The organism is Legionella donaldsonii, from assembly GCF_900452385.1.
In the GTDB taxonomy this organism is placed as follows: Bacteria; Pseudomonadota; Gammaproteobacteria; order Legionellales; family Legionellaceae; genus Tatlockia; species Tatlockia donaldsonii.
Window position 1 is genome coordinate 1,388,301 of sequence record NZ_UGOA01000001.1, and the last position, 21,543, is coordinate 1,409,843.

Here is a 21,543-nt window from a genome sequence, read left to right on the forward strand (position 1 = left end):
GGATGCTTATGAAACACATTACTGCTGAAACCTCTGGCTCGATAAAATCTTTTCCCATCGCACTGGTTGTGAGCTCCTTTAACCGCGAGGTGACAGAAGAATTGAAACGCGGTGCTTTGCAAAGATTAAATGAATGTGGCTTTGAAGCGAAAGACATTATTGTGGTGGAAGTACCTGGCGCAGTGGAGATTCCTATTGTTGTTAAACGCTTGGCAATGCAAAAACAAGTGGATGTGATCATTGCCCAAGGCGCTGTTATCCGCGGTGAAACCAGCCATTATGATTATGTTTGCGAGCAAGTCAGCAATGGCTGCCAGCGTCTGGCTTTGGATTACAATGTCCCTGTCATTTTTGGTGTTTTGACTACAGACAATGATGAGCAAGCCTGGGATCGTCTTGGCGGTAAACATGGCCATAAAGGGGTAGAGGCAGTCGATTGTGCGATTGCGATGTATAAGATCTTACATCAGCTAGATACTTTGACTAAGTAGGACTGTTTATATTTCTACTATCATGGCGCTTATGGATTGATTTCTGTGCTTTGCTGCTAACTTGAATCCTGGGTTTCGGCTGCGCCTGCACCCAGGCTACGGTGGGCTATTGACACTTGGATACAAGAGTACCTTAGGATTTTAAACTGCTAGTGAAATGTAAAAAGTCCTTAATTTATTTCTACTATCTTGGCGCTTATGGATTGATTTCTGTGCTTTGCTGCTAACTTGGATCCTGGGTTTCGGCTGCGCCTGCACCCAGGCTACGGTGGGCTATTGACACTTGAATACAAGAGCACCTTAGCCTGGATGAAAGCCGAAGGCTGTAATCCGGGATTTTAAACTGCTAGCGAAATGTAATAAGGATAAAGTATTAAGATTTTCCTTATCAAAATAAGGGATTTTATTTTGATGAGGAAATCTGTGTTATTTCTGTTCTTCTTTTGTTAAAATTGAATCCCGTTTACATGCGATCTTATTTATTCCGCTTGTGCGGCGGTTTCGGCATTCCAAACGGGGTCATCTATGACAAATTATATTTTCATTACCGGCGGTGTAGTTTCTTCGCTGGGTAAAGGTATTGCTGCAGCCTCATTGGCAGCTATTCTCGAAGCACGTGGTTTAACAGTCACGCTTATTAAACTCGATCCTTACATTAATGTTGATCCTGGGACTATGAGCCCTTTTCAGCATGGTGAAGTGTTTGTGACTCACGATGGCGCCGAAACAGATCTTGACTTGGGTCATTATGAACGTTTTGTGCGTACTACTATGACCAAGCGTAATAATTTCACTTCCGGAAAAATTTACGAAACAGTGATCAAAAAAGAACGTCGGGGTGACTATTTAGGCGGAACAGTACAAGTCATTCCTCACATTACTAACGAAATTAAGCGTTCTATCAAACAAGGTGCTGACAACTTTGATGTGGCAATGATTGAAATTGGTGGGACTGTTGGAGATATTGAATCCTTACCTTTTCTTGAAGCCATTCGTCAAATGCGAATTGAGCTTGGTTCACAGCGCTCTTTGTTTATTCATCTGACTTTAGTTCCTTATATCGCTACCTCAGGTGAAACAAAAACGAAACCAACCCAACATTCAGTGAAAGAATTACGCTCCATTGGTATTCAACCCGATATTTTGATCTGTCGTTCTGAGAAACCTCTTTCTTTAAGTGACAGAGCAAAAATTGCGCTATTTACCAACGTGGAAAAAGAAGGGGTTATTTCCTTAGAAGATGCCAAGAGTATTTACCAAATTCCCATGATTCTGCATGACCAAGGTTTGGATGAGATTGTGGTGAAAAAATTAGGCCTGACTCTTAAGCCGGCTGATTTACATGAGTGGCAACGAGTTGTTGACGCACAAGCTATCCAGACAATGACGGTCAAAGTGGCTATGGTGGGTAAATATACTGAGTTAAATGATGCCTATAAGTCGATTAATGAGGCCTTGCTGCATGCAGGCATTCATACGCAAACAAAAGTGGAAATTGTTTATATCGATGCTGAATTAATAGAAAAGCATGGTACTGAATTGCTTACTTCTGCCGACGCTATTTTAATACCTGGCGGTTTTGGTGAACGAGGCATTGAAGGAAAAATCAGAACAGTACAATATGCGCGCGAAGAAAAAATTCCTTTCCTCGGTATTTGTTTAGGTATGCAAACAGCGGTTATTGAATATGCTCGTAATGTCGTAGGGCTTAAAGGAGCCAACTCGACTGAATTCGATAAAACAACACCTTATCCTGTTATTGGCTTGATTACTGAGTGGATGGCAGAAGATGGTAGTATCAAACTACGTGATGAAAATACGGATCTGGGTGGTACCATGCGGTTAGGTGCTCAGATGTGCCAACTTGATGCAAATTCCCAGGCCTATAAAATTTACAACAAGCCACAAATTGTTGAACGACATCGGCATCGCTATGAAGTTAATAATCAATTTGTTGATGCGTTGGTTGAAAATGGGTTAACGATTTCGGGACGCTCTGCGGATAATACCTTGGTTGAAATGATTGAGCTGCATGATCACCCTTGGTTTGTAGCTTGTCAGTTTCATCCGGAATTTACCTCTACACCGCGAGATGGCCATCCACTGTTCCAGCAGTTTATTTTAGCAGCACGTAGTTATCACGGACAAAAGGAAAAAGCATGAAATTATGTGATTTTGAAGTAGGTATTGATTCTCCTTTATTTCTGATAGCAGGCCCGTGCGTCATTGAAAGTGAAGCACTGGCTTTGGAAACAGCTGGTTATTTGAAAGAAATATGCGGGCAGTTAAAATTGCCTTTTATTTATAAATCCTCTTTCGACAAAGCAAATCGTTCGTCAATGAACAGTTATCGTGGACCTGGATTTGAGAAAGGTTTATTGATTTTAGAAAAGGTCAAACAACAGATTGGTGTGCCTGTATTGACTGACGTTCATGAAGATACCCCCTTGTTAGAGGTTGCCAGTGTCGTCGATGTATTACAAACCCCCGCATTTTTATGCCGTCAGACCAATTTTATTCAAAAAGTGGCTGCAATGAATAAGCCTGTGAATATCAAGAAAGGGCAGTTTTTATCTCCCTGGGATATGAAACATGTTGTTGCCAAAGCCAAGGCCACGGGGAATGAACAGATTATGGTTTGTGAACGCGGCGTAAGTTTTGGTTACAACAATTTAGTTTCTGACATGCGCTCCTTACAGATTATGCGTGAAACAGCCTGTCCGGTGGTCTATGATGCTACCCATTCTGTTCAGCTACCTGGGGGCAATAATGGCGTATCAGGCGGGCAACGCGAATTTGTCCCTGTATTAGCCAGAGCAGCTGTCGCCGCAGGGATTGCCGGTATTTTTATGGAAACCCATCCGAACCCTGATCAAGCACTTAGCGACGGGCCAAATAGCTGGCCATTGGACAAAATAAAACCTTTACTGGAAAGCTTAATAGCGATTGATAAAGTATTTAAAAACAGTGAAGTTTTTTAAACTGCAACATACCGCCCGGCTTATCAGACTGCAAAGTCTTGGAAGCTGGGCATTAGGATCTATGCTGTTACTCTCGTCCAGACTTGAATATAGGGATTTGAATACCCTTCAATGGTAGCCACCTTCGATGCCCATTGTTTTTCCCAGGCATCGGGAGGAAAGCGCTTATCCCATATTTCAAATAATTGTTTTTGCGCAGCACTGAGTTTGATGTTGTATTTATCAGACATGAATAAATTAGCACGCGCTACGACTCCTTTAATGTGATCATCGGGCTCTACTTGACGTAATTTTCTATCAATTTTAAAAGAGCAGCCTAAAAAATCGGCATTGCCTGCCAGTTCAGCGTAGCGATAATTAGAACGCGCCTGATTGACAACTCCTTCAGCTGGCCATAAGTTATAAAGTTCGGCTTCGGCTTGCTTAAAATCAGGATCTATCTTTTCGCAACATCGTCGTCCTTTATAAGGCTTACCATCTTTGCTGCAGAGGGCTTCTCGCCAACATTTGAATTGCTTGCCAAAATTTTCAGCTGGCATCATGTGCTCCCATTCAACACGAGCAGCACGTTTATGGGTCTGTGCTGCCTTCATATGACAACTTGCCAGATCAATTTGATGTTGCTGATTGTAAGTGCAGCCACAATAGAGTGTTTCACGGTGAGAATCAAAAATCGCTGTAGCTTGACGCTTGGCTTGCTGAAAGTCATGCGGGGGTTTTGCAACAGCGGGTAGACTTAATAAAAATAAGAAAATAGCTGTATTAATAATAAGTTGAGTATTTTTTTTAAAATAAAATGAAGAATTCAAGTTTTAAACTCCTGATTAAATAAGTTGATTCAGCAGATTGTGAGAACGCTTTTGAGGGCTAATTACGCAAGTACTGACAGGTTTCTTTCAAAACATAGCGATCTTATCAGGAGTTGATTGTATCAAAAAATAACACAGATAAATTTTTTTAATCATTCAAAAAAAATGAGGATGAATATTGGTTGAATCGTGATCCCCGGGTTCGTATTCGGGTCTATGATTTACATTTTCGGTGGAAATCTTTACAGTGTAAATAATACCTAACCGTATTGATTTCAATATCATTTTAAAAGGAATTATGATGAGTACTGTCCTAATCTCTGGGTTTGCCCGTTCATTTATATCCGGTGAACCTATCGCAGATGCAACGATTACTGTTGTTGAAAATGAAGCGATAACATTTAAGACGGATGTGAATGGACGATTCGGGCCCTTTGAATGGCCTGTTGGGGAGGCCATTACTTTGCGTTTTGAGAAGCCAGGGTCTTTCTGGTCTGGCTATAGGACAACACAAACAGCAACGTTGATACCCCCGCCAGAGGGGATAAATGATGAAAATTATTTAAAGAACATTTCATTTCAGGTCCCTTCAAACCTGGCTTATACCTTCCTTTCTTTCGCCATGGGAGTGACTGAAGATCCACAAGCTTGTCAGATTGCTGCAACCATTACACCTCCAAACACAACGCTGGATGATATTCCACAAGGTGTTGAAGGCGTTAAGGCCACTTTATCACCGGATGTCAATAGAAAGCCTTTTTATTTTGGTATATTCCCTGTTATCCATAAAACCAACCCCTTTATTAGAACACTTGAAGCGACTTCACTGGATGGCGGCGTTGCTTTTCTCAATGTCCCACCCGGTGATTACACCTTGGAAGTAACAAAAGACAATATTCCATTTTCTAAGGTTACCATTAAAGCGCGAAAAGGCGTTGTTGTGAACGCAAGCCCGCCCAATGGCCCAACGATGCTGCAAGAGCTGCAAGCACAGAGAGCGGAGCAAAAACCAAATCATTTCAGTTTCTTCAAACCTGCGCTAGTACTCGGGGTAGCGGCCGTAGGTGCTTGTATTGCTGGGGCTGCTATTCTCAGAAAGTAATGAGAAAATGCGGTATCAATCCTAATTAGAGTCAACCAGCTAGATGTTAGAAATGGTAGTCGGGTTCGGCTCCTGTTCTGGAGGAGTATACTTAATACCGTATCCGTCGAGTGCTGTTAAATTCGGATTACCATCTTCTGTTAATAGTACATCAGTTATAAATTGGCTCAGATCGACGCGTTGTGACATATCTACTTTGGCGTGAGGGCCAATTCGGCTGAGCATTTCAAAGACTGTTTTTGCATCCAGTTGCTTCTGTTTACCCAATTCAATGAACTTGCTGGCAGACACCATACACCGTCCTATAGTCCCCGATATATCTTCGAACAGTGCCTTGTCTTTGGGGCTTAATTCTTGATAGTGTTTACTGCGTTCTATATCAGAGATACAGGTTTTATAAAGCTCAGTGAGTGTCATCTGAGAACTATCAAAAGCCAATAAGCCTTGCTGAAGCTGTGTTAATGCTTTTTTCAATGCTGAGTTTTGAAACATGGGTTGGTTGGATAAGGATTGAATTTTAGTCTTAAGAAAATTATCTGCCAGGTGGTCTTTAATAGAATTGCCGAAAATAATGAGTATATGCTTCTCATCTTCTAGTAAGTTAGGGTCAAACCAACTGACGTCCTGAGTAGGAGGTTGAGTATAATACGCTTGAGGAAAGCTACAAAGATGTAACGCATCTGTCCAGTCTCGATAAGCTTTCTTGAGGGAGTTTACCAGTGCCAGGGGACCCGATACGTTGATAGTAGAACTTCTTCGCGCACTAAATCCTGAGCTAACAGCTTCTCGATTAGGATTACGGTGTGCTTCGAGTAACGGAGGCGAACCTTTATACAAACGCCTATAATTTTCTTTTATTGATTCCATGTAATTATGAAGGTCGACTGAACCTGGAGCAGCCGCTAACAAATCATTGTTATAAGTACCCAGATAACTATGAAATAAGAAATCATTTTTGGCCTTAAATAGTTTGGGTAGCGGTTTACCTGGCGGCATGTCGCGCGCATCGTAATAGACTCCGCCATCAGTATCCAAAATGGTTGCTCTTAACATATCAGAGGCTGCCGCAAAATTCGGATACTGGCCTGCGATCTCATCATCGTAATACGGTCTGTAGATCATCCTTTCATAGACATCAGGGCGACGAATGTAATTGGCATGTTTAATTTTCCACGGCGGATTGGGATTAACATCACAGAGTTTAATGTTATTCTTTTTAGCCCAGCTTAGCAGCTCCATGAGTTCGGGTTTAGCGTCCGGAGCATACGTTGATGAATCTATCCATAAATTGCTTTCGTAATCTTTGTTTTTTGAGCTCCAGGCAAGAATATTAGATCGATCTTCTTTATCTAGAACTTTACCAAGCCAAACAGCGTGTAACTTATTCGGAATAATATATCTTTCTTCGTCGATCTCTCGCTTGCTTTCCATCGTAACCTCATTTGATTTTTAACCTGCTGATCATGTTAAAAATTGTATTTTATGATTAAAAAATGTTTGTTAGTTAACTATAGATTCATTTGGTGGTGCAATCAAAGAATCATTAATTCGTCAGCGAGCTTGTGGCGTCATCACAGGATTCTAAAAAGACTTCAAAAATAGGTTAAAGGGATGTTAATTTTTTAAATAGATTGTCTTACGAAGACCGATAGGGTGCTGGAGTAGGGTTATCCTGGCAATAAATTGCGTCTGTAACGATGCAATGGCTCTTGTAATCATTTTTAATATCCAACACAAACATTGAAGCCAATTTAGTCCCATCACAGAGAACCAACTTCAATTTTCCTGTTGTTATTCTTCCAGCTATTGTTGGATTATTCCCCGAAATTTCGGACGGTTTTCCACACATTTCAATTGCAAATAAACGGGCTGTCATTGAAGTTTGATGAAACTTTATTTCAATATGGATATTCGTTGCTTTTTTCGGAACGGAATAACATTGACTGATTTCGTCTTCACAACAAGGACAATCATTGGCAAATAAAAAACCGGGTGCGATGAGAAAGAATAGAAGAGTAAGCTTTTTAATTCCCTTTTTCATGTTTTCTACCTAAAACCAAATCCCGGATATGAATAATGTTAGCCCGAAATCAATACAATCGCAGTCAGATTATATTTAATACCTGCGAGACATTCCCCCTCAGCTCTTCAGTCTATACCGCTACTGTCTCTTACTCATTTCCATAAGTTTTCCGCTCTGTACACCAGCCAGGTGCACTAGTTCCTGCAGATAACCCTCATGACCATTTTCTGTTGCTATGATCTCGACTGTCTTACCGTGTTTATTAGGGATAGTAAAATCAATGTCAGGGAACTGCTCATAAATTTCATGCAGCAGGGTGATGTCGCCTGTCGCTGCAGACATATGCAAAAGAGCCTCGTAGAAGATATGATCCAAATGAGTATAGAGGTTATTTTTAACCCTTAACTCGGGAGTGGCTCTTTGCCAATGGGTCAATAAAGTAGGGATATCCACTGCCAGGAGTTCCGACCAATGGGAAGGTTGGTCCAATCTCATATTTTTTCTGCCAAAAAAGCGCTCTAAATCTTCTTGAACCGCTGCGGAAACATCCGGGAGATAATCGTGAGCCAGTTGTCCCAAGACCCGCATACTCACTTCGAATGGATATTTATTTTCTGATTGCAGGACGGGTAATTTCTCATGGGAAAGTGCTTTTTCAAGAGTATTATCCCCAGAGACGCCAACTACCGAATTGGCAATATGGAATAAATAATCATAATCATGATCGTTTAATTTAAAATCGGTCAAAATTCTAATGGTTCTTTTCGGTGTCTGCTCGTCTGAATTTAAAACAATGGTCCGTCTATTGCCATTCAAATTTATCTCAATACTTGTAAAACCTAAATTTTTTAAGTTAGGAAAACATAAATTCTTTAATTTAGGATAATCAGGCGCTGCAATTAAAAATGATTCAAAAGGAGGGAGCTTGGCATCCTCCTGTTTAATTTTTATAAGTGGTAGACGAACACCACTGGCATCAACTTTTTCTGCAGGCTGCCACTCATTACACGTTGGTGTAAACAAATTGTCATAATTATTAATATAGAAAGTAATATCACCCTGGCGAGCTAGCGTTGGTTGCTCAAGGCAGAAAAATATAAACTTTATAATACTTATTTTTGATTGCAAATAAGCAGGTATTAGCTGATTATTACGCAGAAATTCTGTGATGGTTTCTTCCGAGGGGACTTCCTGGGAATCAGTATGTCCCAACAATGCCCGCATAAAATCAGTATTTTCTAAAGTCTGGATAGCGTCTGCTTGACTCATGGAATGAGGCGCTTTGATTTTAACGCCGTAGCAGTAAGTTCGTTTCTCCAAACCCATCCATCGATCATTAATATTTTTTAAATTGGGAATAGCGCGATCTCTCTCATCAATCGAGCTAATAGGACTAAACTGGGCAGCAGTCCGTAATCCACACTGTTCGCTGATATTCACCACAGGAATACCTGGTCGGCAAAATTGTAATAGCAGATCTTTTTGTTCTTTGGTTGTCGCAGTAGCAATTTGGAAAATACTCAAGGCCCGGCGAAGCCTGTTTTGAAGTTTCATAGTATTGCCTACAAATTCCTCGAACAGGGCTGGCAATTCACGAGGATTCCTAGTGTCTGCAGTAAAGATAAAAGGCGTTAAACCAGGACAACGCTCCGCAATTTTATCAATTACTGTTTGCTTTCTCTCAGTCAGGCAGATCACCAGCGGTACGATTTTGATACCTAGCGTTGCAGCTAAAGGCATCAATGCTTCCATGATATCCAACAGATGGCTAAAATCCCCTATACCATCGTAATGAATGTAATTAAACAGAATAAGCGTCGGCTGCTTGGAACCGGGATGAAAGAATCCTGGTATTTTTTCTCTGGCCATAGATGAGTCCAATAAATGGAAAAACAGTATATATTATATGCAGATCGATTTGTATTCTCAATGTTCTATTCAAGTGCATATTGAATTATATTTGCCTTGTAGCAAGATCGATAGGTGCAGATAAGCTGAGCCTGCATTCGAGAAGCTCAAGCCATAAACTTTTAAATGAAAACCATATCAGAGCGATTTCCAGGGATTCTATGCGTTATGCTGAACAACCATTGAATGTAATTTGATCATTATTTATACTTAGTGGATATACTATTAAAAAGATAAGTCAGCATGGGAACGACTAAGGTCAGCTCTGGCAATAAGCCATTATTGAGCAAGAGAAAAGCTGTTAGAAATTTAAAAGAGCTGGCAAGCTCCAGCACTGGTTCAGTTAACCTTGAAGCCTCTACCTCTGCATTTTTCCCTAAAGAGCAAACGCCTCACCAAGATCCGTTCTTCTACGAAAACCTGCAAGACAATATTGGAAAAAAGATCGATAACTATTTTCTTTACTCCTTGGAGAGTTACATTTATTTTAAATGTAGTAATGACTGTAATAATGAAAAGAATAAACTGGCAGTGGCTGCGAAACGTTCCATATTTGCTGGACAAAGGGTTGAAACGGGATGGAAATTACATATTTCTGTTGATCCAGGCCAAATTTCTGCCGCGTGGGCAATTATTTATCCCATCCTGATGGAAAATAAAATGTCCGCCAAAATTCTTGCGCCTGACGTTTTAAAGAGCAAACCCATCGAGAAGGTTTCGGGGAAACAATTTACAATTTATCAATTTCAACATAAGCATATTAATACTGATGCATGGATCGATATCATGCAGAGAATTGAAAATGAACTAAGAGAACATGGAATAGCAAAAGGTGTTACACCAACAGCTAATAAACAAATACCAAACAGCGAGTATTTTTCTTATCGCAATGATGCTGGCCCTGGTGGTAGATATATTTCTGATACTAAAGCACAACAGTTTGTAGAGCTGCATCAGCACGAAGCTCCGCCATTACTTGCCTATAATTTGGCAAATACGAAAGATCCATTCACGGAAGTGGTGTTGCAATCTCCTTTAGATCACAATCAAATTGACAATGAATTAAAGCCCACTTAGTTTGTTGAAAATCTATAAAATTGCATCACTCTTGATGAATCAATCAAGTCCTATCTTCGTTGATCGAGACTTATAAGGATGTCGAGTATGAATAGATTTAGGAATACAGATTTGGAGCAGCTGACAGGGATTGCTCAGGAAGCGAAGTGTACTCATGAAACTATCGCCACGATTGAAAATTTTGTAAAAGCGGCGAATAAACGAGCTGCGGGTATGCATGAGTTAAATGAAGACGAGATCAAGGAAATAACAGCGAACAAAACTGCAAAATGCCTTATGATTTTATTCTTTCTTACCAAGAATGTTGCACTGGAATTTTTAAGAAGAAAGAAAGAACCGTATAGAAATGATCAAATTTTAATTAACAATATTTGGTATGACATTAAAGAAATACTCGTTAAAAAATTACTTCTGTCTAGAGATATACAAAGTTATTTTCAACCTTTTGGTGGTATAAATTCTGAGGAGTTCACTCATTTCGTAAATGCTGCAAAAACAATTAAAATTATTGATCTTGTGGCTGAAGAGTTTGTGAGTAATAACGTTGGGAATACAAAGTTTCGTCTTGATTTAAGAGGAAAATATGAGGTTGTTGGCACTCCAGGCAAGCACTTAAATCCTGAAACCTATACATTGCATGATCGTAAAACCTGTTTTCATGAAGGGTTATATGATCCTTTTAAATTCGAAGAAAATCAGACCTGGACGGCTTATAGATATTTAAACAATTCTGAAAAAAGAAAACTCATCAACTGCGTATTTACTCTTAAATATGCTTTACCAGAATTAACAGTGTTGAATAATGACGGTTCTTATCTAAAAATCCCGGCGGAAGAGATTGCCGGTTTTATAAAAAAAAATTTAGCTGATAACGAAATTGACAACAGCCTCTATCAAGCAGTCAAAAAGGATTATGTAAAATTATTCCTGCCACCCCTCGAGGTAACAACCTTGCAGAGCATCTACCAGGAAATTAAACCAGTGATTGAACAGGCTGAGCGGCAAGCATTAGAGGTGAATAAACCGCTATTAATACTATTGTCTGAAATACACGGCTCGAAGGAATCTTTTTTACTGCATACAATCATCCTGCTAATTGCTTCCAATAGGGGGATTAAACATTTATCAGTTGAAACAATTAATATCTATCATGAAAAATACGGTTGGGATGCTCAAGTTAATGAAATAAAGCGGCTCATGGTTTTTGCTCAGGAGAATCTTGCTATGCATGTGCAAGATCTCGAGGGTAACTTACACTATAAAAACCAATTATCCCCTTATCCCTATCACGAAATCCCAGAGCAGGAATTCGGTATTGAAGTCCGTGAAGCAAGCTGGATTAGCGACGTGACAGCACTTAAAAAGGCTAATATCATGATTGTGGGGGCAGGGCACCTGAATAATCTTTTAAACAGCGAATTAAAAAATAGTTACTACCTGTTACCAATTGACTGTACGAGTGATAAAGATTTCAGCGATATGTTGTCGATATCGCAGCATAACTTTATTGCCATAGAGAACAGCACCCAGCATCTTTCTCTTGATGAAATTCTTGCAATGGTTGAAAAATTGCTTGATTCATAACAGGGTTGAAAGGCGGCTATAAATCCATGGAGCCAGACTCCATTGATTTATAGCATAAAGGCAAGATCTTGAATTGTTTCATCTCTGGATAACACAGTGGTCTTCTGATTTTTATTATTCTTGAATGCTAACACTTTCAATAACCACAGGTGTTATAGGTTTATTTTGATAATCGGTTGGTAGCTTGCTAATCTTGTCAGCAACGTCTTGTCCCGAAATGACTTGACCAAACACGTTGTAATTGCCTTTTAAGTCAGGTGTTGGTGCTACGGTAATAAAAAATTGGCTGCCGTTGGTATTGGGTCCTGCGTTAGCCATCGCAAGTACACCAGGCTTGTCAAAACTAGCCTCTGTATTTTCATTATCAAATTGATAGCCGGGTCCGCCGGTTCCATTGCCAAGAGGATCACCACCTTGAATCATAAAACCACTAATGACGCGGTGAAAAGTTAACCCATTGTAAAAAGGGCGTTTCACCATCTCACCTGTCTTTGCATCTTTAAATTCCTTTGTTCCCGTTGCCAAGCCCACAAAATTTGCTACGGTATTGGGTGCTTCTTTGGTAAATAATTCACAGGTAATAGTCCCTACAGAGGTTTTAATAATCGCTGTTTCTGCGTGTGCAGATATCATGTCTGTTATTAACAATAAACTGACTAGCAAAGAAGCTATTTTTTTCATTTGAGAATCTCTCTGGTTGTGATAGGGACTATGTTAGCTCTGACAGAACGTAGAGCACAAGGGTAGCTCGGCTAAAACGTCGCTTTATTTTTATGGAACTACTGGAATAGGCGGTGCATTTTCACTGCTTATAGGACTCATGGCCAGGCTTTGAAAGGGGTTAAAAAAGCCGCATTTTAAATTTCCGATAGGAGGATGTTTTTCACTGGTTGCCACTCGTTCTTCCTTCTCGGGTACTCCATCAGGAATCCAGACGGCGAGTGGGGTAGAGGTGCCTGCTGACAACTCTTTACGAGGATGTGTTTTTACTAATGTCGTTGTTTCTACAAGCGTTTGTAATCCATTTGAATCGACAATACTCGCTAAGGTCTCGCCTGCTGACACCTGTGCTTTACTGGCTGATACTTGCTCTTCCTGACTGGCTATTGCATTAGGAATTAATCCGGCGGAGTGAGTAGGGAGATCTGCTGTTAACGGATTTTCCTCAAAGGAAAGAACTAGAATCTCTTCCAACTTGCTTGTCTCTGAAGGAATCGTTGGTTGCTGCCGGGTAGAAAATAGATCTTTAAAATAAGGAAATATTAGCCACCCAGCAATGATGAAACACCCACAGGTCGCTAAGGCAGATAGATACAAAGCACTGTAAATGATAGAGGTTGCTGCAATAGTTAATACGGCGGTATATCTAAATCCAATATAGAGAGTCAATTGGAAATTTGGCGGGTCAACCTTAATTTCCTGCACAGGTGCAGGCGTCTTCTCTTTAAAACTGGGTTTTAATTTTTCCAAACCAAGTTTAAATTTATCTAAAGTTAAGTGATATGTTTCACGCAACTTAAGCAGATTATGTTTATTTTCTTCAGCAAGCCGTTCATAGTTTGTTTGATAATGTAGTAACTCGCTAAGCGCTTCTTCCGTTTCTACAGGAAGTTTTTCTGGCATTGCTTCAAGCCATTGCTGTAATTGCACTAAGGTCGTTTCTGCGGGCAGTTTCTCCAACAAAGCAAAGAAATTAGGATGAGCACTTAATTTCAGCAAATTCATCAAATCAGGAAGGGCCAGGGTGCCAAGTTGGTTTATGAAGTGAGGATTTAATTGAGTTATCCTTTGCAGGCTTGACTTATAAGGACTATCTTCTAACGCGTTCAAAACGAGTTCTGAATGGGAGGCATGTTGTAAGATTACCATTAAGGTATTTACGTTGAGTAAGGCATCAACTTTAGAGTCACGATAACTTTCCAATACCGGCCATATACCAGGGATTGCTTGTACCCATGGAATGTATTCTTGTTTGCCAGTTAGCTCTAAATATTTTGATAAGGCCAATAGCAGTGCTTTATTTTTTGTTAGAGGCCCAATTTTATCGATGAGTTGGCCTACTTTAACATTTTCTTCATTGGCCAGGGAAACAAGCGCATTAACCGTTTCTGATAAGTCTTTGCTAATGTCATCAAGCCCAACAAGTATTTGTGCAACAAGCCATTCTGAATCGGCAAATCGTCGTTTAAGAGCATTTTTTATCCATCCAAAAACCGTGGGTACAATAAGACGATTAACAATAAAGGGTATTGGTCCGCCTATAATACCCATAAATAAAGAACCCGCCGTGAGTGTGCTGCTGATGCCTGAAAACCAGCTCGTTATCGTAGAAAGATCGATTGTTGGCAGACTGACTTCATCCCATTTTTTCTCGCGAATTTGGATTTTAGTTTTATTAAGATAGTCGGCAACAAAGGTTTTTATCCGCTCGTCAGGCACAAAGCGGCCAATAACGGGAATCGTTTGCGCAAACTCTAACATTTCATTCAGGCTGGTTTTAATAAGAACTATTTGAGCCTCAACTTGCTCCTCACTGAGAAGTCCTTTTTCATCTAAAGCAGAGCAAATCGTTTCTTTGAGACTGAGTTCCTTTTTAAAATAGGGATCGAAAATCTCAACGAATTGATCCAGGGTATCGAAATTTTGTTGGGTTACCTGATGGCCGTCCTGTTTCCATTTGCGGTGGAAAAGATCAGCAAAAATTCGGAGTTGATCGACCGTTGCCCCTGGTAATTGAGGTACCAGGGTTGGCAATGTGTTGAGAGGGACGGAGGGTTCAACGAATTCTATATCACTAATTTTATTTTCCGGTAGCCAGCAATCCAGCACTTGCTGATAATCTCTGGCTCTGGCTTCTAAAAATTCATTAGCCACATCGCCGTCTATTACGGGATGGCGTTCTAACAGTTCTGCATAATGCTTTTCAGCATTGCGGTTCAAGCTACTTAATGCGTGCAGTAATTGTTGATAGTCAACGATAGAATGGTCTTCCCCAAATTGAGGTGCCAAAATTTTATCGGCGTTTTGTCGACATTGGAGCAGTTGGTCAACCATTAAATAACGTGCTTCTTCTAATAAACGCATTTTTGCGCGTTCTTGGTGTTGCTTAACGCTAATCTGTAGTTGATGATTCTTAAAAGCTGCCGCCAATGTTTCTGGGGAGTCCGAAGGTTGGCCTATGCTTTGCGCATCAATGATGGAAATGTACTGTCCCTTTTTTCCATTGCGGGCTGCTCTGCCTTGAATTTGTTCTAATTCACTCGGCGTCAAATCGGTACAGGCATTAACGACCAATATGCCATTTTCATTCTCTGGATCCACATCGGCGCCACGAGCCAGACTTTGGTTCGCTGCGGTCAGGAAATAATCCAGCCCTGCTGTATAGATTACATTTTCTTCTGATTTCCCTGTTTCTTCATAACCATGATAGCTTTGTACTTTCCAGTCAGTATTTCTTGCTATGAAATCCCGGAACTGATCAGTCGCTTGGGGGGAACGCGTAATTAATAAAATCGGTTGCGCCGGGTTTTTTTGTTTACGCTGTGTAAGCCACTCAAACGTTTTATTAAGATGATCTTCTGTTCCAAACGCAGTGATTAATCCCAGGTCCTCTGACTGATCGGGATAAAAAGTTGGATAACGGTAAGCCACTAACCCCTGCTGCTCATAAAATTCAGTGCGATCGACACGAGGACCGGAAGTTGCTGTTAAGCCGACTATAGGGCCGCCACGTAAACGATAATAATCAAAGAAAATTTTGGCTGCATTAACAATGATTGTTTCTATACTCGGTTCTATGATAAATGGATGGGCTGGTGGCGGAGTTTTATTATTAAGCAGGGTATGCAAAAGCTGTTGTATATAATCAGAATAGCTAACATGGGGATCAGGCCTGCTACTAACAATAGGCGCTGCATAAGAATGTACGTCACTTTTCTCTTTTATTTTTACTGTAAAGAAGTCTTCTTTTTCCTCTAGTTCATGAGTTATGGTAGCGGATTCAATGATGGCGTCTAATAACTCATCGGAAATTTTTTGGGTAAAATTGATAAAGGCACTACGAGGATTTTTGGCAATAAAATAATTTCTTAAATTAGCAATATCATCTATTTCAGCGCAGGGATTATTAAGGTAGATATCTTTTTCTTTGACAAATTCGAGTAGCAATTTATAAAGTTGAGCCCAGGACTCCGTATCATTTAATAAAGGATCTAACGACGCAGCCAGGCGAAATAGCACTGTAGAGGTTAAAGCAGCATCGATCTCATCAGCAACCAACGCAGGATTATTAGGCAGGACTTTCTTTGCCAATGCCATCCGCATGCGGAATAAAGAAAGATTCGATGCGGTAGAATAATTAATCCCGTTAGCAGTGTATTTAGCATGCGCACTTTGTGCGGTGATAATAGTTTCCCCATGAGGGATCCCTAAATAGTGATAACAGGATGAAAATTTTTCCAGCGCATTTTTTGCCAATTCATTATTTTCAGTGACAACATCGACTGTTTTACCTAACCCCACCAATAAAACGGCATGCATAGCAGCAATAATACTTTTACCTTCTCCCGTTTTAACTTCATGAATAATATTATTGGGGGAATGTATGCGTTGCAGCAAGGTTAAGATTTGAGTATCGCGTGGAAATTTGTAGGTGGTGCGATAAATCGCTTCGGCACCCAAGGCAACCAACAGTAACTGATTACGATGAACGTTTATTCCCTTGCTGATTTGATCTTGTAATGCTTTGAATAAATGTTGGAATTCAGTGTCATTCAAGTCATTAATGGTAAGCTCTTTAAGAACCCCATTAATATTTAACTTAAGCGGTTTTTCTGCCATATACGACATAACGAGCTGGTAGTCACGCCACAGCAGTTCTTGTTGTTCGTCGCTTAACGGCAGCGGTTCATCGGTTTCATGAGACTTGAGTTTTATTTGCGCAATTTTTGCTCTTACAGCGGCGGGATCATACTGATATCTTTGCAGGTTCTCTTTGTATTTCGCGCGGTGAAACACTGCTATGGCTTGTTCCAAAGAAGGCTTGGCCAATAGTTCCAACATTTCTTCAGCATTCACTAATTGTGATTTATGCAGCCGCGCTAAATATTTTAAGCCGCGCGGATGTTGTTCTGCCAGTTTTTGCAATTCAGTGAGCAAAGGTTGTTTTGTTTGCTGGGAAATAGCATGGCCAAGTATCAGTAAGGAGTGAATTTCATCTTCAGGCTTTTTTTCCAGGAATTTTATTAGTTCAGTAAGCTCATGGGCAGGATTTTGTTGGTAAAGTCCATCGAGCACTTTCAGGGCTAACGAAGCAGGTTTAACCTTTTTGAGAAACTGAGTGATATCGTTTAACTGGTTAGCGCTTAGATATGGGTGGGCATTTAGAAAATCCAGGCCTTCCTCATTACTAACCAAGGGGATAAGTGCAGTGAATATTTGCTGCGCTTCTTCCAAGCCAAGCGGCAACAAGGTTTCCATAAGATTGAAAAAGGATGCTGGATTCACTTTGGCATCGATACTTAAACAAGTCTCCAGAAGAAGGCTTACTAAGTTCTTTGCCTGGGGTAATGCGCCATAAAGCAGCGGCTTTTTTCTAAGGGCGAGTAAAAAATTCGTCGTTAGCCTACTTTTAGCTAGTTGTCCTTGGTGCTTTGTCAGTTCGACAGCAGTCAGTTCAGCCAACGATAAGAACGCATCCACATTGGAATTTATTTCCAGAAATTGATCAAACGCAAGAAAAATTAAATGGTTAGGATTGTTATTTGCAATAGCGCTTAGCGCATGTAAAAGGCTTGTAATTTTATTGATGTCACGTAGCAAAATTTTCATATCCATTTTTGGATATAACGCTTTTAGGCAAGGTCCAATCAAGGATCGGTATGTTTCAGAAATGTCTAACTCGCTGAGCCAGGCATGGATTAGGGAATGTACAATGCGGCTGGAATCCTCCAGTGCGCCCAGGGATTTTTCCAGATTTTCTTTCTGAGTTAATAAAAAATACCCTAGTTTTTTTGCAGGAAATTTTCTTAAAAAGATTTCCGGGATTGGCGTATTAGCTATCCTAAATGCAGACACCTGATCGTCTCGCCAAATACTCCATAAACTCTGAACACCATTTATCTCATTCGATTGCGCTTCACTTAAATGTAAGGAAAATTCATGGATGCAGGCAGCAATGTGTATTGAAGATAATCGTTTATCAAAACCATTTTCTCGCAAAAAATTTATAAAGTTTGCAGAGAATTTTGCTGGTTCAATATTGCTGCGATAATGACCTCCTGTGGTTGTTGCAACATAGTAGGCACATAATAGATCGGCAATATAAATAGCCTTATCGTCTACCGCATTTTGGGTCATTACTTGATGCAATTTGCGATAAAAAACAAGGTCTTCTCGCAAAGGTTGGGTTCCGAGGTAGCGAAACACCGCTACTTTAAGGTACTGCTCACCGGGTTGGTGGCTCACAATAGCGTCTAATAATTCAGTCTTAGAAACAGCGTAGGTTTTTGTTATCGGATGAATCGCCGCAGAATGAATATTCATTTCAGCGGAAATCACTTGAAAACCGTTCCAGGTATAGGCGTAAGGAGCATCCATGGGTAATAGGGACACTCCTTTGATTTCGTCAATCTGTTCTTTTAAAACGTGCTTGGCCATTGCGTGGTCAAGTAAATTCTCCAAGCCGATGAAAAAGGTTTGAATAGTTGTGAAAGGAGCAATGGATAAACCGTTTTCACTGATTAACTGTTTTGCAAGAAGGGCTAATAGTTTTTGCGCTTCCTCTTCATTTCCGGTGTAGGCCATAAATTTTATATAAAGACGTTTCCACAAACCTTCTAACTTGTGCAGTGTGACCCGATCAAAGCTAATATTATTTTGCGCCGTATATATCAGTAGATGATGGCCTAGAGTTTGAAAAGCGGGCCAGGTTAGTGGTGATTTTCCTACAGGGGTTTCTGCTGCCACTTTTAGAAAAATGGCATAAGAGCCGTTTGCAATAAGTTGTTCGACCGAGGAAATGTCTGTTGCATATTGAAAATGTACTTTATAAAAATAGGGTAATAGGGAGCGCTCTTCCAAAAATGACAATAATTTAAAAAAGCATTCCAAGCCTTGCTTATGCTTGCGAATAATAATCTGTAGAAGGATTTTTAAGTTGTCTTCATTGTGTACTGCAAAGCTCGCAATAAATTGTTCTAAACGTTCGATTTCTTCCTTATGATTTGGGAAATAAAAACGTGTTAAAACGAGCAATTGCTCTTCCAGATCCTGGATCTCAACTTCACTCAAGGGAGGATGGGGATGAAAAATATTCAGCAAGCGCTCTGCACAACCGATGAGTTCGAGCTTTTGCTCATCCCTGAGAGAAGCTATGTCCTCTTCAGCTAGCAAGGCTGGATAGGATGGTAATAACGGGTCATCTGCGATACCCGACGGTGACTGGGAATTATACAATAATTTGGGGAAAACAAGCGGTGGGTTTACAGGAAGGTATTTGTCATTTGGCTTTAGTTTAATGGCGTACATTGTGCGGCCAAAAAAATAACTTTCCTTAACTTGACAATCTGCTGCGAGGTACCCATCAAGAGTGGATTCAGCGTGATACAGCAAGGCTGAAGCGACGTATTCTTCCATATTATCTACAGCATAGTGAGGCAATTTAATCCTGGGGATGGCGTCAGATTGGCTGTTAGGCTCTATCAATGCGGTACCAAAAAATTTGGCGGCTATGCGTAAACGAAAGTTCTCATCGTTGGCGAGTTGTTCATAAAAATGACGGCGACTATGGTGTTTGAGATAAAATTCGGTAAGGTAGCCCGCTTGTTTAAATGACTCCTCTTGCTCTATTACATGTGGTAGAGTGCTTTTTGCAAAAGACGCCAGTCGTTTACAGAAACCATCTAAATTAACTTTTAAATCCCATGAAGAATTAAATGTTGAAGAGAACGCCATCGATTCATCTAATTCTTGATGAACGGCTTGTGAGTGGGTTTCTTGCACCTGTTCATTGACGGCTTGTGAGTGGGTTTCCTGCACTTGCTCATTGACGGCTTGCGTTTGGGCGACGGATTCTTGATGTGTCAGGGATAAGCGAACCTTGGATTTGAGTTGTTCCCGGCTAAGCGTCTTCGACTTACGTGTATTTGCACTTGCCTCGCGGGCAAGGATATAGGCCCCAGGTTGAACCTGCTTGTTCGACTCTTTTTCGTATTTTTGCTTATAACTATTAAGCGCTTTAAACCATTTTCCGGACTCTGTGCTTGACGCCTGAATGTTTCTATAAGTCGCCGATGCAATATGGCTGGACGATAAATAATAGCCCGCTTCTTGGGGTAAAGATTGAAAGAGTGCTGTTTTGTCTTGCGCAATGGGCCTTAGGGCAAGCAGATTAGCATCGATATTGTCTTTGGTAATTAAAACAACTTGTACCAAGGTCTGACATTTACTGTTTTTCACCGCTTCTAACGTTTTTTCAAAAACTTGTTGACGCTCAGCCTGCTCTTTATATTGGTCTCCCTTAAGTACAATGGTTATTTCACGAATATCGTAGGTCGTACAGCGTTGCAAGAAAGGTAGTAACTCATTGGCACCCGCAGGGTTAGCAAGCGCTATAACTGGAGGGGCATTATCATGACTACTCTGAAGGGAAAAATGAATGTAACCGGTTAGCGCTGAATTAAAATAACAATAATCGTTTAAAGGGGTAGTGTAATTAATATATCCTTGCTTCTTGTTAGGGGAATGAAAACCACTTGAATAATGGTCAACAATAGTTTGATTTAAGTGATCGTGTGTTTGCCCTTTGTTGGCTGGGAGTGGTTTAAACTTCTCAAAAATAGCTTTTGCTACTTGGTAAGGAAGTCGTTCTGTTCTTTTTTTATAGTCAGCTACGCTTGTCACACACTCATCGATACCAGGACGAAAGTGAGGCGGCGGTGTTCCCCCCTCAGTAACAAGAAATACTTCGCGAAAGTCGATGCCAAGAGTTAGGCCATTTAGAACGTTTTTATAAATTACGTCGAGGAGAATGCTAATAAGACGAGCCTGCTGTTCCCAGTTGCCAATACCATCCAGCGCTGCAAAAGTTTCTAAAGAAAGATGCGCTTTTTTACTGCGCCAAAAATAGTTGGTCTGTCTTTGCTCAGCAGAATTATTCGAGTTCTCGAGTATGTCGGCAATGTTTTTTTCATAAGGATTGTTATAAGTCCATCCCTGCTTTACAGCTTTAAGAAAGTTAAGGCTGGCGTCTCGGATAACCCCTGATTCTACGGAGCTCCATAGGTAACTCGACACCTCCTGCATAGAAAAAAAGGAGGTAGATGGTTCTTTTAAATAAAGGAAAGGCGCATCCCAAGTACTTATCATAAAAAGCGAAATACCATCAACCCAAATTGGAGCGAACTATAGCATATCAGCAATTAACTGGTCGAATTAAACATTACACAATGAGTAATATTCGAGCATCAAAAAATCACAGGTGCTGGAATGTCAGCCTGTTTCCATGTTTCATTCATTCCTCTTGTAGCTGAGCCGCTTCTTTGCTCGTTCCTCCTTGTCGTAACGCGTT

12 protein-coding genes are annotated in these 21,543 nt (G+C 40.5%); 6 read left to right on the forward strand and 6 right to left on the reverse strand.

The genetic code is table 11. The features are described 5' to 3' along the window. The first annotated feature begins 8 nt into the window (after positions 1-8). The 3 genes from ribH to kdsA all read left to right on the forward strand — a co-directional run bounded on the left by ribH (position 9) and on the right by kdsA (position 3,472). Positions 9-491, forward strand: a complete 483-nt coding sequence (gene ribH / locus DYC89_RS06445) for a 6,7-dimethyl-8-ribityllumazine synthase (protein WP_115221033.1) — start codon at positions 9-11, stop codon at positions 489-491. A gap of 525 nt (positions 492-1,016) precedes the next feature. Then, positions 1,017-2,654, forward strand: coding sequence for a CTP synthase (locus DYC89_RS06450; protein WP_115221034.1), 1,638 nt, complete (start codon positions 1,017-1,019; stop codon positions 2,652-2,654). Further along, positions 2,651-3,472 (forward strand): 3-deoxy-8-phosphooctulonate synthase, encoded by an 822-nt coding sequence (gene kdsA, locus DYC89_RS06455; protein ID WP_115221035.1) that lies wholly within the window; start codon positions 2,651-2,653, stop codon positions 3,470-3,472. Before DYC89_RS06450 ends, kdsA begins: the two co-directional genes overlap by 4 nt. Positions 3,473-3,531: 59 nt before the next feature. On the opposite strand, the gene DYC89_RS06460 is transcribed toward kdsA, so the two are convergent. Then, positions 3,532-4,281: an endonuclease gene (locus DYC89_RS06460; RefSeq protein ID WP_245953957.1), complete on the reverse strand. Its 750-nt coding sequence runs from the start codon at positions 4,279-4,281 to the stop codon at positions 3,532-3,534. Positions 4,282-4,582: 301 nt separating this feature from the next. Between DYC89_RS06460 and DYC89_RS06465 the strand changes: the two genes are divergently transcribed. Continuing rightward, positions 4,583-5,383 carry a carboxypeptidase regulatory-like domain-containing protein gene (locus DYC89_RS06465; RefSeq protein WP_245953958.1) on the forward strand — a complete coding sequence of 267 codons (801 nt, stop codon included), beginning with the start codon at positions 4,583-4,585 and terminating at the stop codon, positions 5,381-5,383. Between the two features lie 39 nt (positions 5,384-5,422). Here DYC89_RS06465 and DYC89_RS06470 read toward each other — a convergent pair whose 3' ends face one another. From DYC89_RS06470 to DYC89_RS06480, 3 genes are all read right to left on the reverse strand, one after another. Next, positions 5,423-6,814 carry a glycosyltransferase gene (locus tag DYC89_RS06470; protein ID WP_115221037.1) on the reverse strand — a complete coding sequence of 464 codons (1,392 nt, stop codon included), beginning with the start codon at positions 6,812-6,814 and terminating at the stop codon, positions 5,423-5,425. A 205-nt stretch (positions 6,815-7,019) separates the two neighbouring features. Beyond that, the gene (locus tag DYC89_RS06475; RefSeq protein ID WP_115221038.1) at positions 7,020-7,424 is read right to left on the reverse strand and encodes a hypothetical protein; all 405 of its coding nucleotides are present in this window, start codon (positions 7,422-7,424) and stop codon (positions 7,020-7,022) included. 120 nt (positions 7,425-7,544) lie between these two features. Beyond that, positions 7,545-9,275 carry a hypothetical protein gene (locus tag DYC89_RS06480; protein WP_115221039.1) on the reverse strand — a complete coding sequence of 577 codons (1,731 nt, stop codon included), beginning with the start codon at positions 9,273-9,275 and terminating at the stop codon, positions 7,545-7,547. Between the two features lie 282 nt (positions 9,276-9,557). Between DYC89_RS06480 and DYC89_RS06485 the strand changes: the two genes are divergently transcribed. Together DYC89_RS06485 and DYC89_RS06490 are read left to right on the forward strand one after the other, a co-directional pair. Beyond that, positions 9,558-10,391, forward strand: coding sequence for a hypothetical protein (locus DYC89_RS06485; protein ID WP_115221040.1), 834 nt, complete (start codon positions 9,558-9,560; stop codon positions 10,389-10,391). Between the two features lie 87 nt (positions 10,392-10,478). Then, complete coding sequence (locus DYC89_RS06490) at positions 10,479-11,975, forward strand: hypothetical protein (RefSeq protein ID WP_115221041.1); 1,497 nt, start codon at positions 10,479-10,481, stop codon at positions 11,973-11,975. A 114-nt stretch (positions 11,976-12,089) separates the two neighbouring features. Here DYC89_RS06490 and DYC89_RS06495 read toward each other — a convergent pair whose 3' ends face one another. Further along, complete coding sequence (locus tag DYC89_RS06495) at positions 12,090-12,656, reverse strand: peptidylprolyl isomerase (protein ID WP_115221042.1); 567 nt, start codon at positions 12,654-12,656, stop codon at positions 12,090-12,092. Between the two features lie 90 nt (positions 12,657-12,746). Continuing rightward, on the reverse strand, positions 12,747-21,341 hold the full coding sequence (locus DYC89_RS06500; protein ID WP_115221043.1) for a preprotein translocase subunit SecA: 8,595 nt from the start codon (positions 21,339-21,341) through the stop codon (positions 12,747-12,749). Positions 21,342-21,543: the final 202 nt, after the last annotated feature.

Excerpts from the sequence above, each read along its gene's own strand:
- ribH (WP_115221033.1), top strand. The coding sequence starts at position 9 with ATGAAACACATTACTGCTGAAACCTCTGGCTCGATAAAATCTTTTCCC.
- DYC89_RS06450 (WP_115221034.1), top strand. The coding sequence starts at position 1,017 with ATGACAAATTATATTTTCATTACCGGCGGTGTAGTTTCTTCGCTGGGT.
- kdsA (WP_115221035.1), top strand. The coding sequence starts at position 2,651 with ATGAAATTATGTGATTTTGAAGTAGGTATTGATTCTCCTTTATTTCTG.
- DYC89_RS06465 (WP_245953958.1), top strand. The coding sequence starts at position 4,583 with ATGAGTACTGTCCTAATCTCTGGGTTTGCCCGTTCATTTATATCCGGT.
- DYC89_RS06470 (WP_115221037.1), bottom strand. The coding sequence starts at position 6,814 with ATGGAAAGCAAGCGAGAGATCGACGAAGAAAGATATATTATTCCGAAT.
- DYC89_RS06475 (WP_115221038.1), bottom strand. The coding sequence starts at position 7,424 with ATGAAAAAGGGAATTAAAAAGCTTACTCTTCTATTCTTTCTCATCGCA.
- DYC89_RS06480 (WP_115221039.1), bottom strand. The coding sequence starts at position 9,275 with ATGGCCAGAGAAAAAATACCAGGATTCTTTCATCCCGGTTCCAAGCAG.
- DYC89_RS06485 (WP_115221040.1), top strand. The coding sequence starts at position 9,558 with ATGGGAACGACTAAGGTCAGCTCTGGCAATAAGCCATTATTGAGCAAG.
- DYC89_RS06490 (WP_115221041.1), top strand. The coding sequence starts at position 10,479 with ATGAATAGATTTAGGAATACAGATTTGGAGCAGCTGACAGGGATTGCT.
- DYC89_RS06495 (WP_115221042.1), bottom strand. The coding sequence starts at position 12,656 with ATGAAAAAAATAGCTTCTTTGCTAGTCAGTTTATTGTTAATAACAGAC.
- DYC89_RS06500 (WP_115221043.1), bottom strand. The coding sequence starts at position 21,341 with ATGATAAGTACTTGGGATGCGCCTTTCCTTTATTTAAAAGAACCATCT.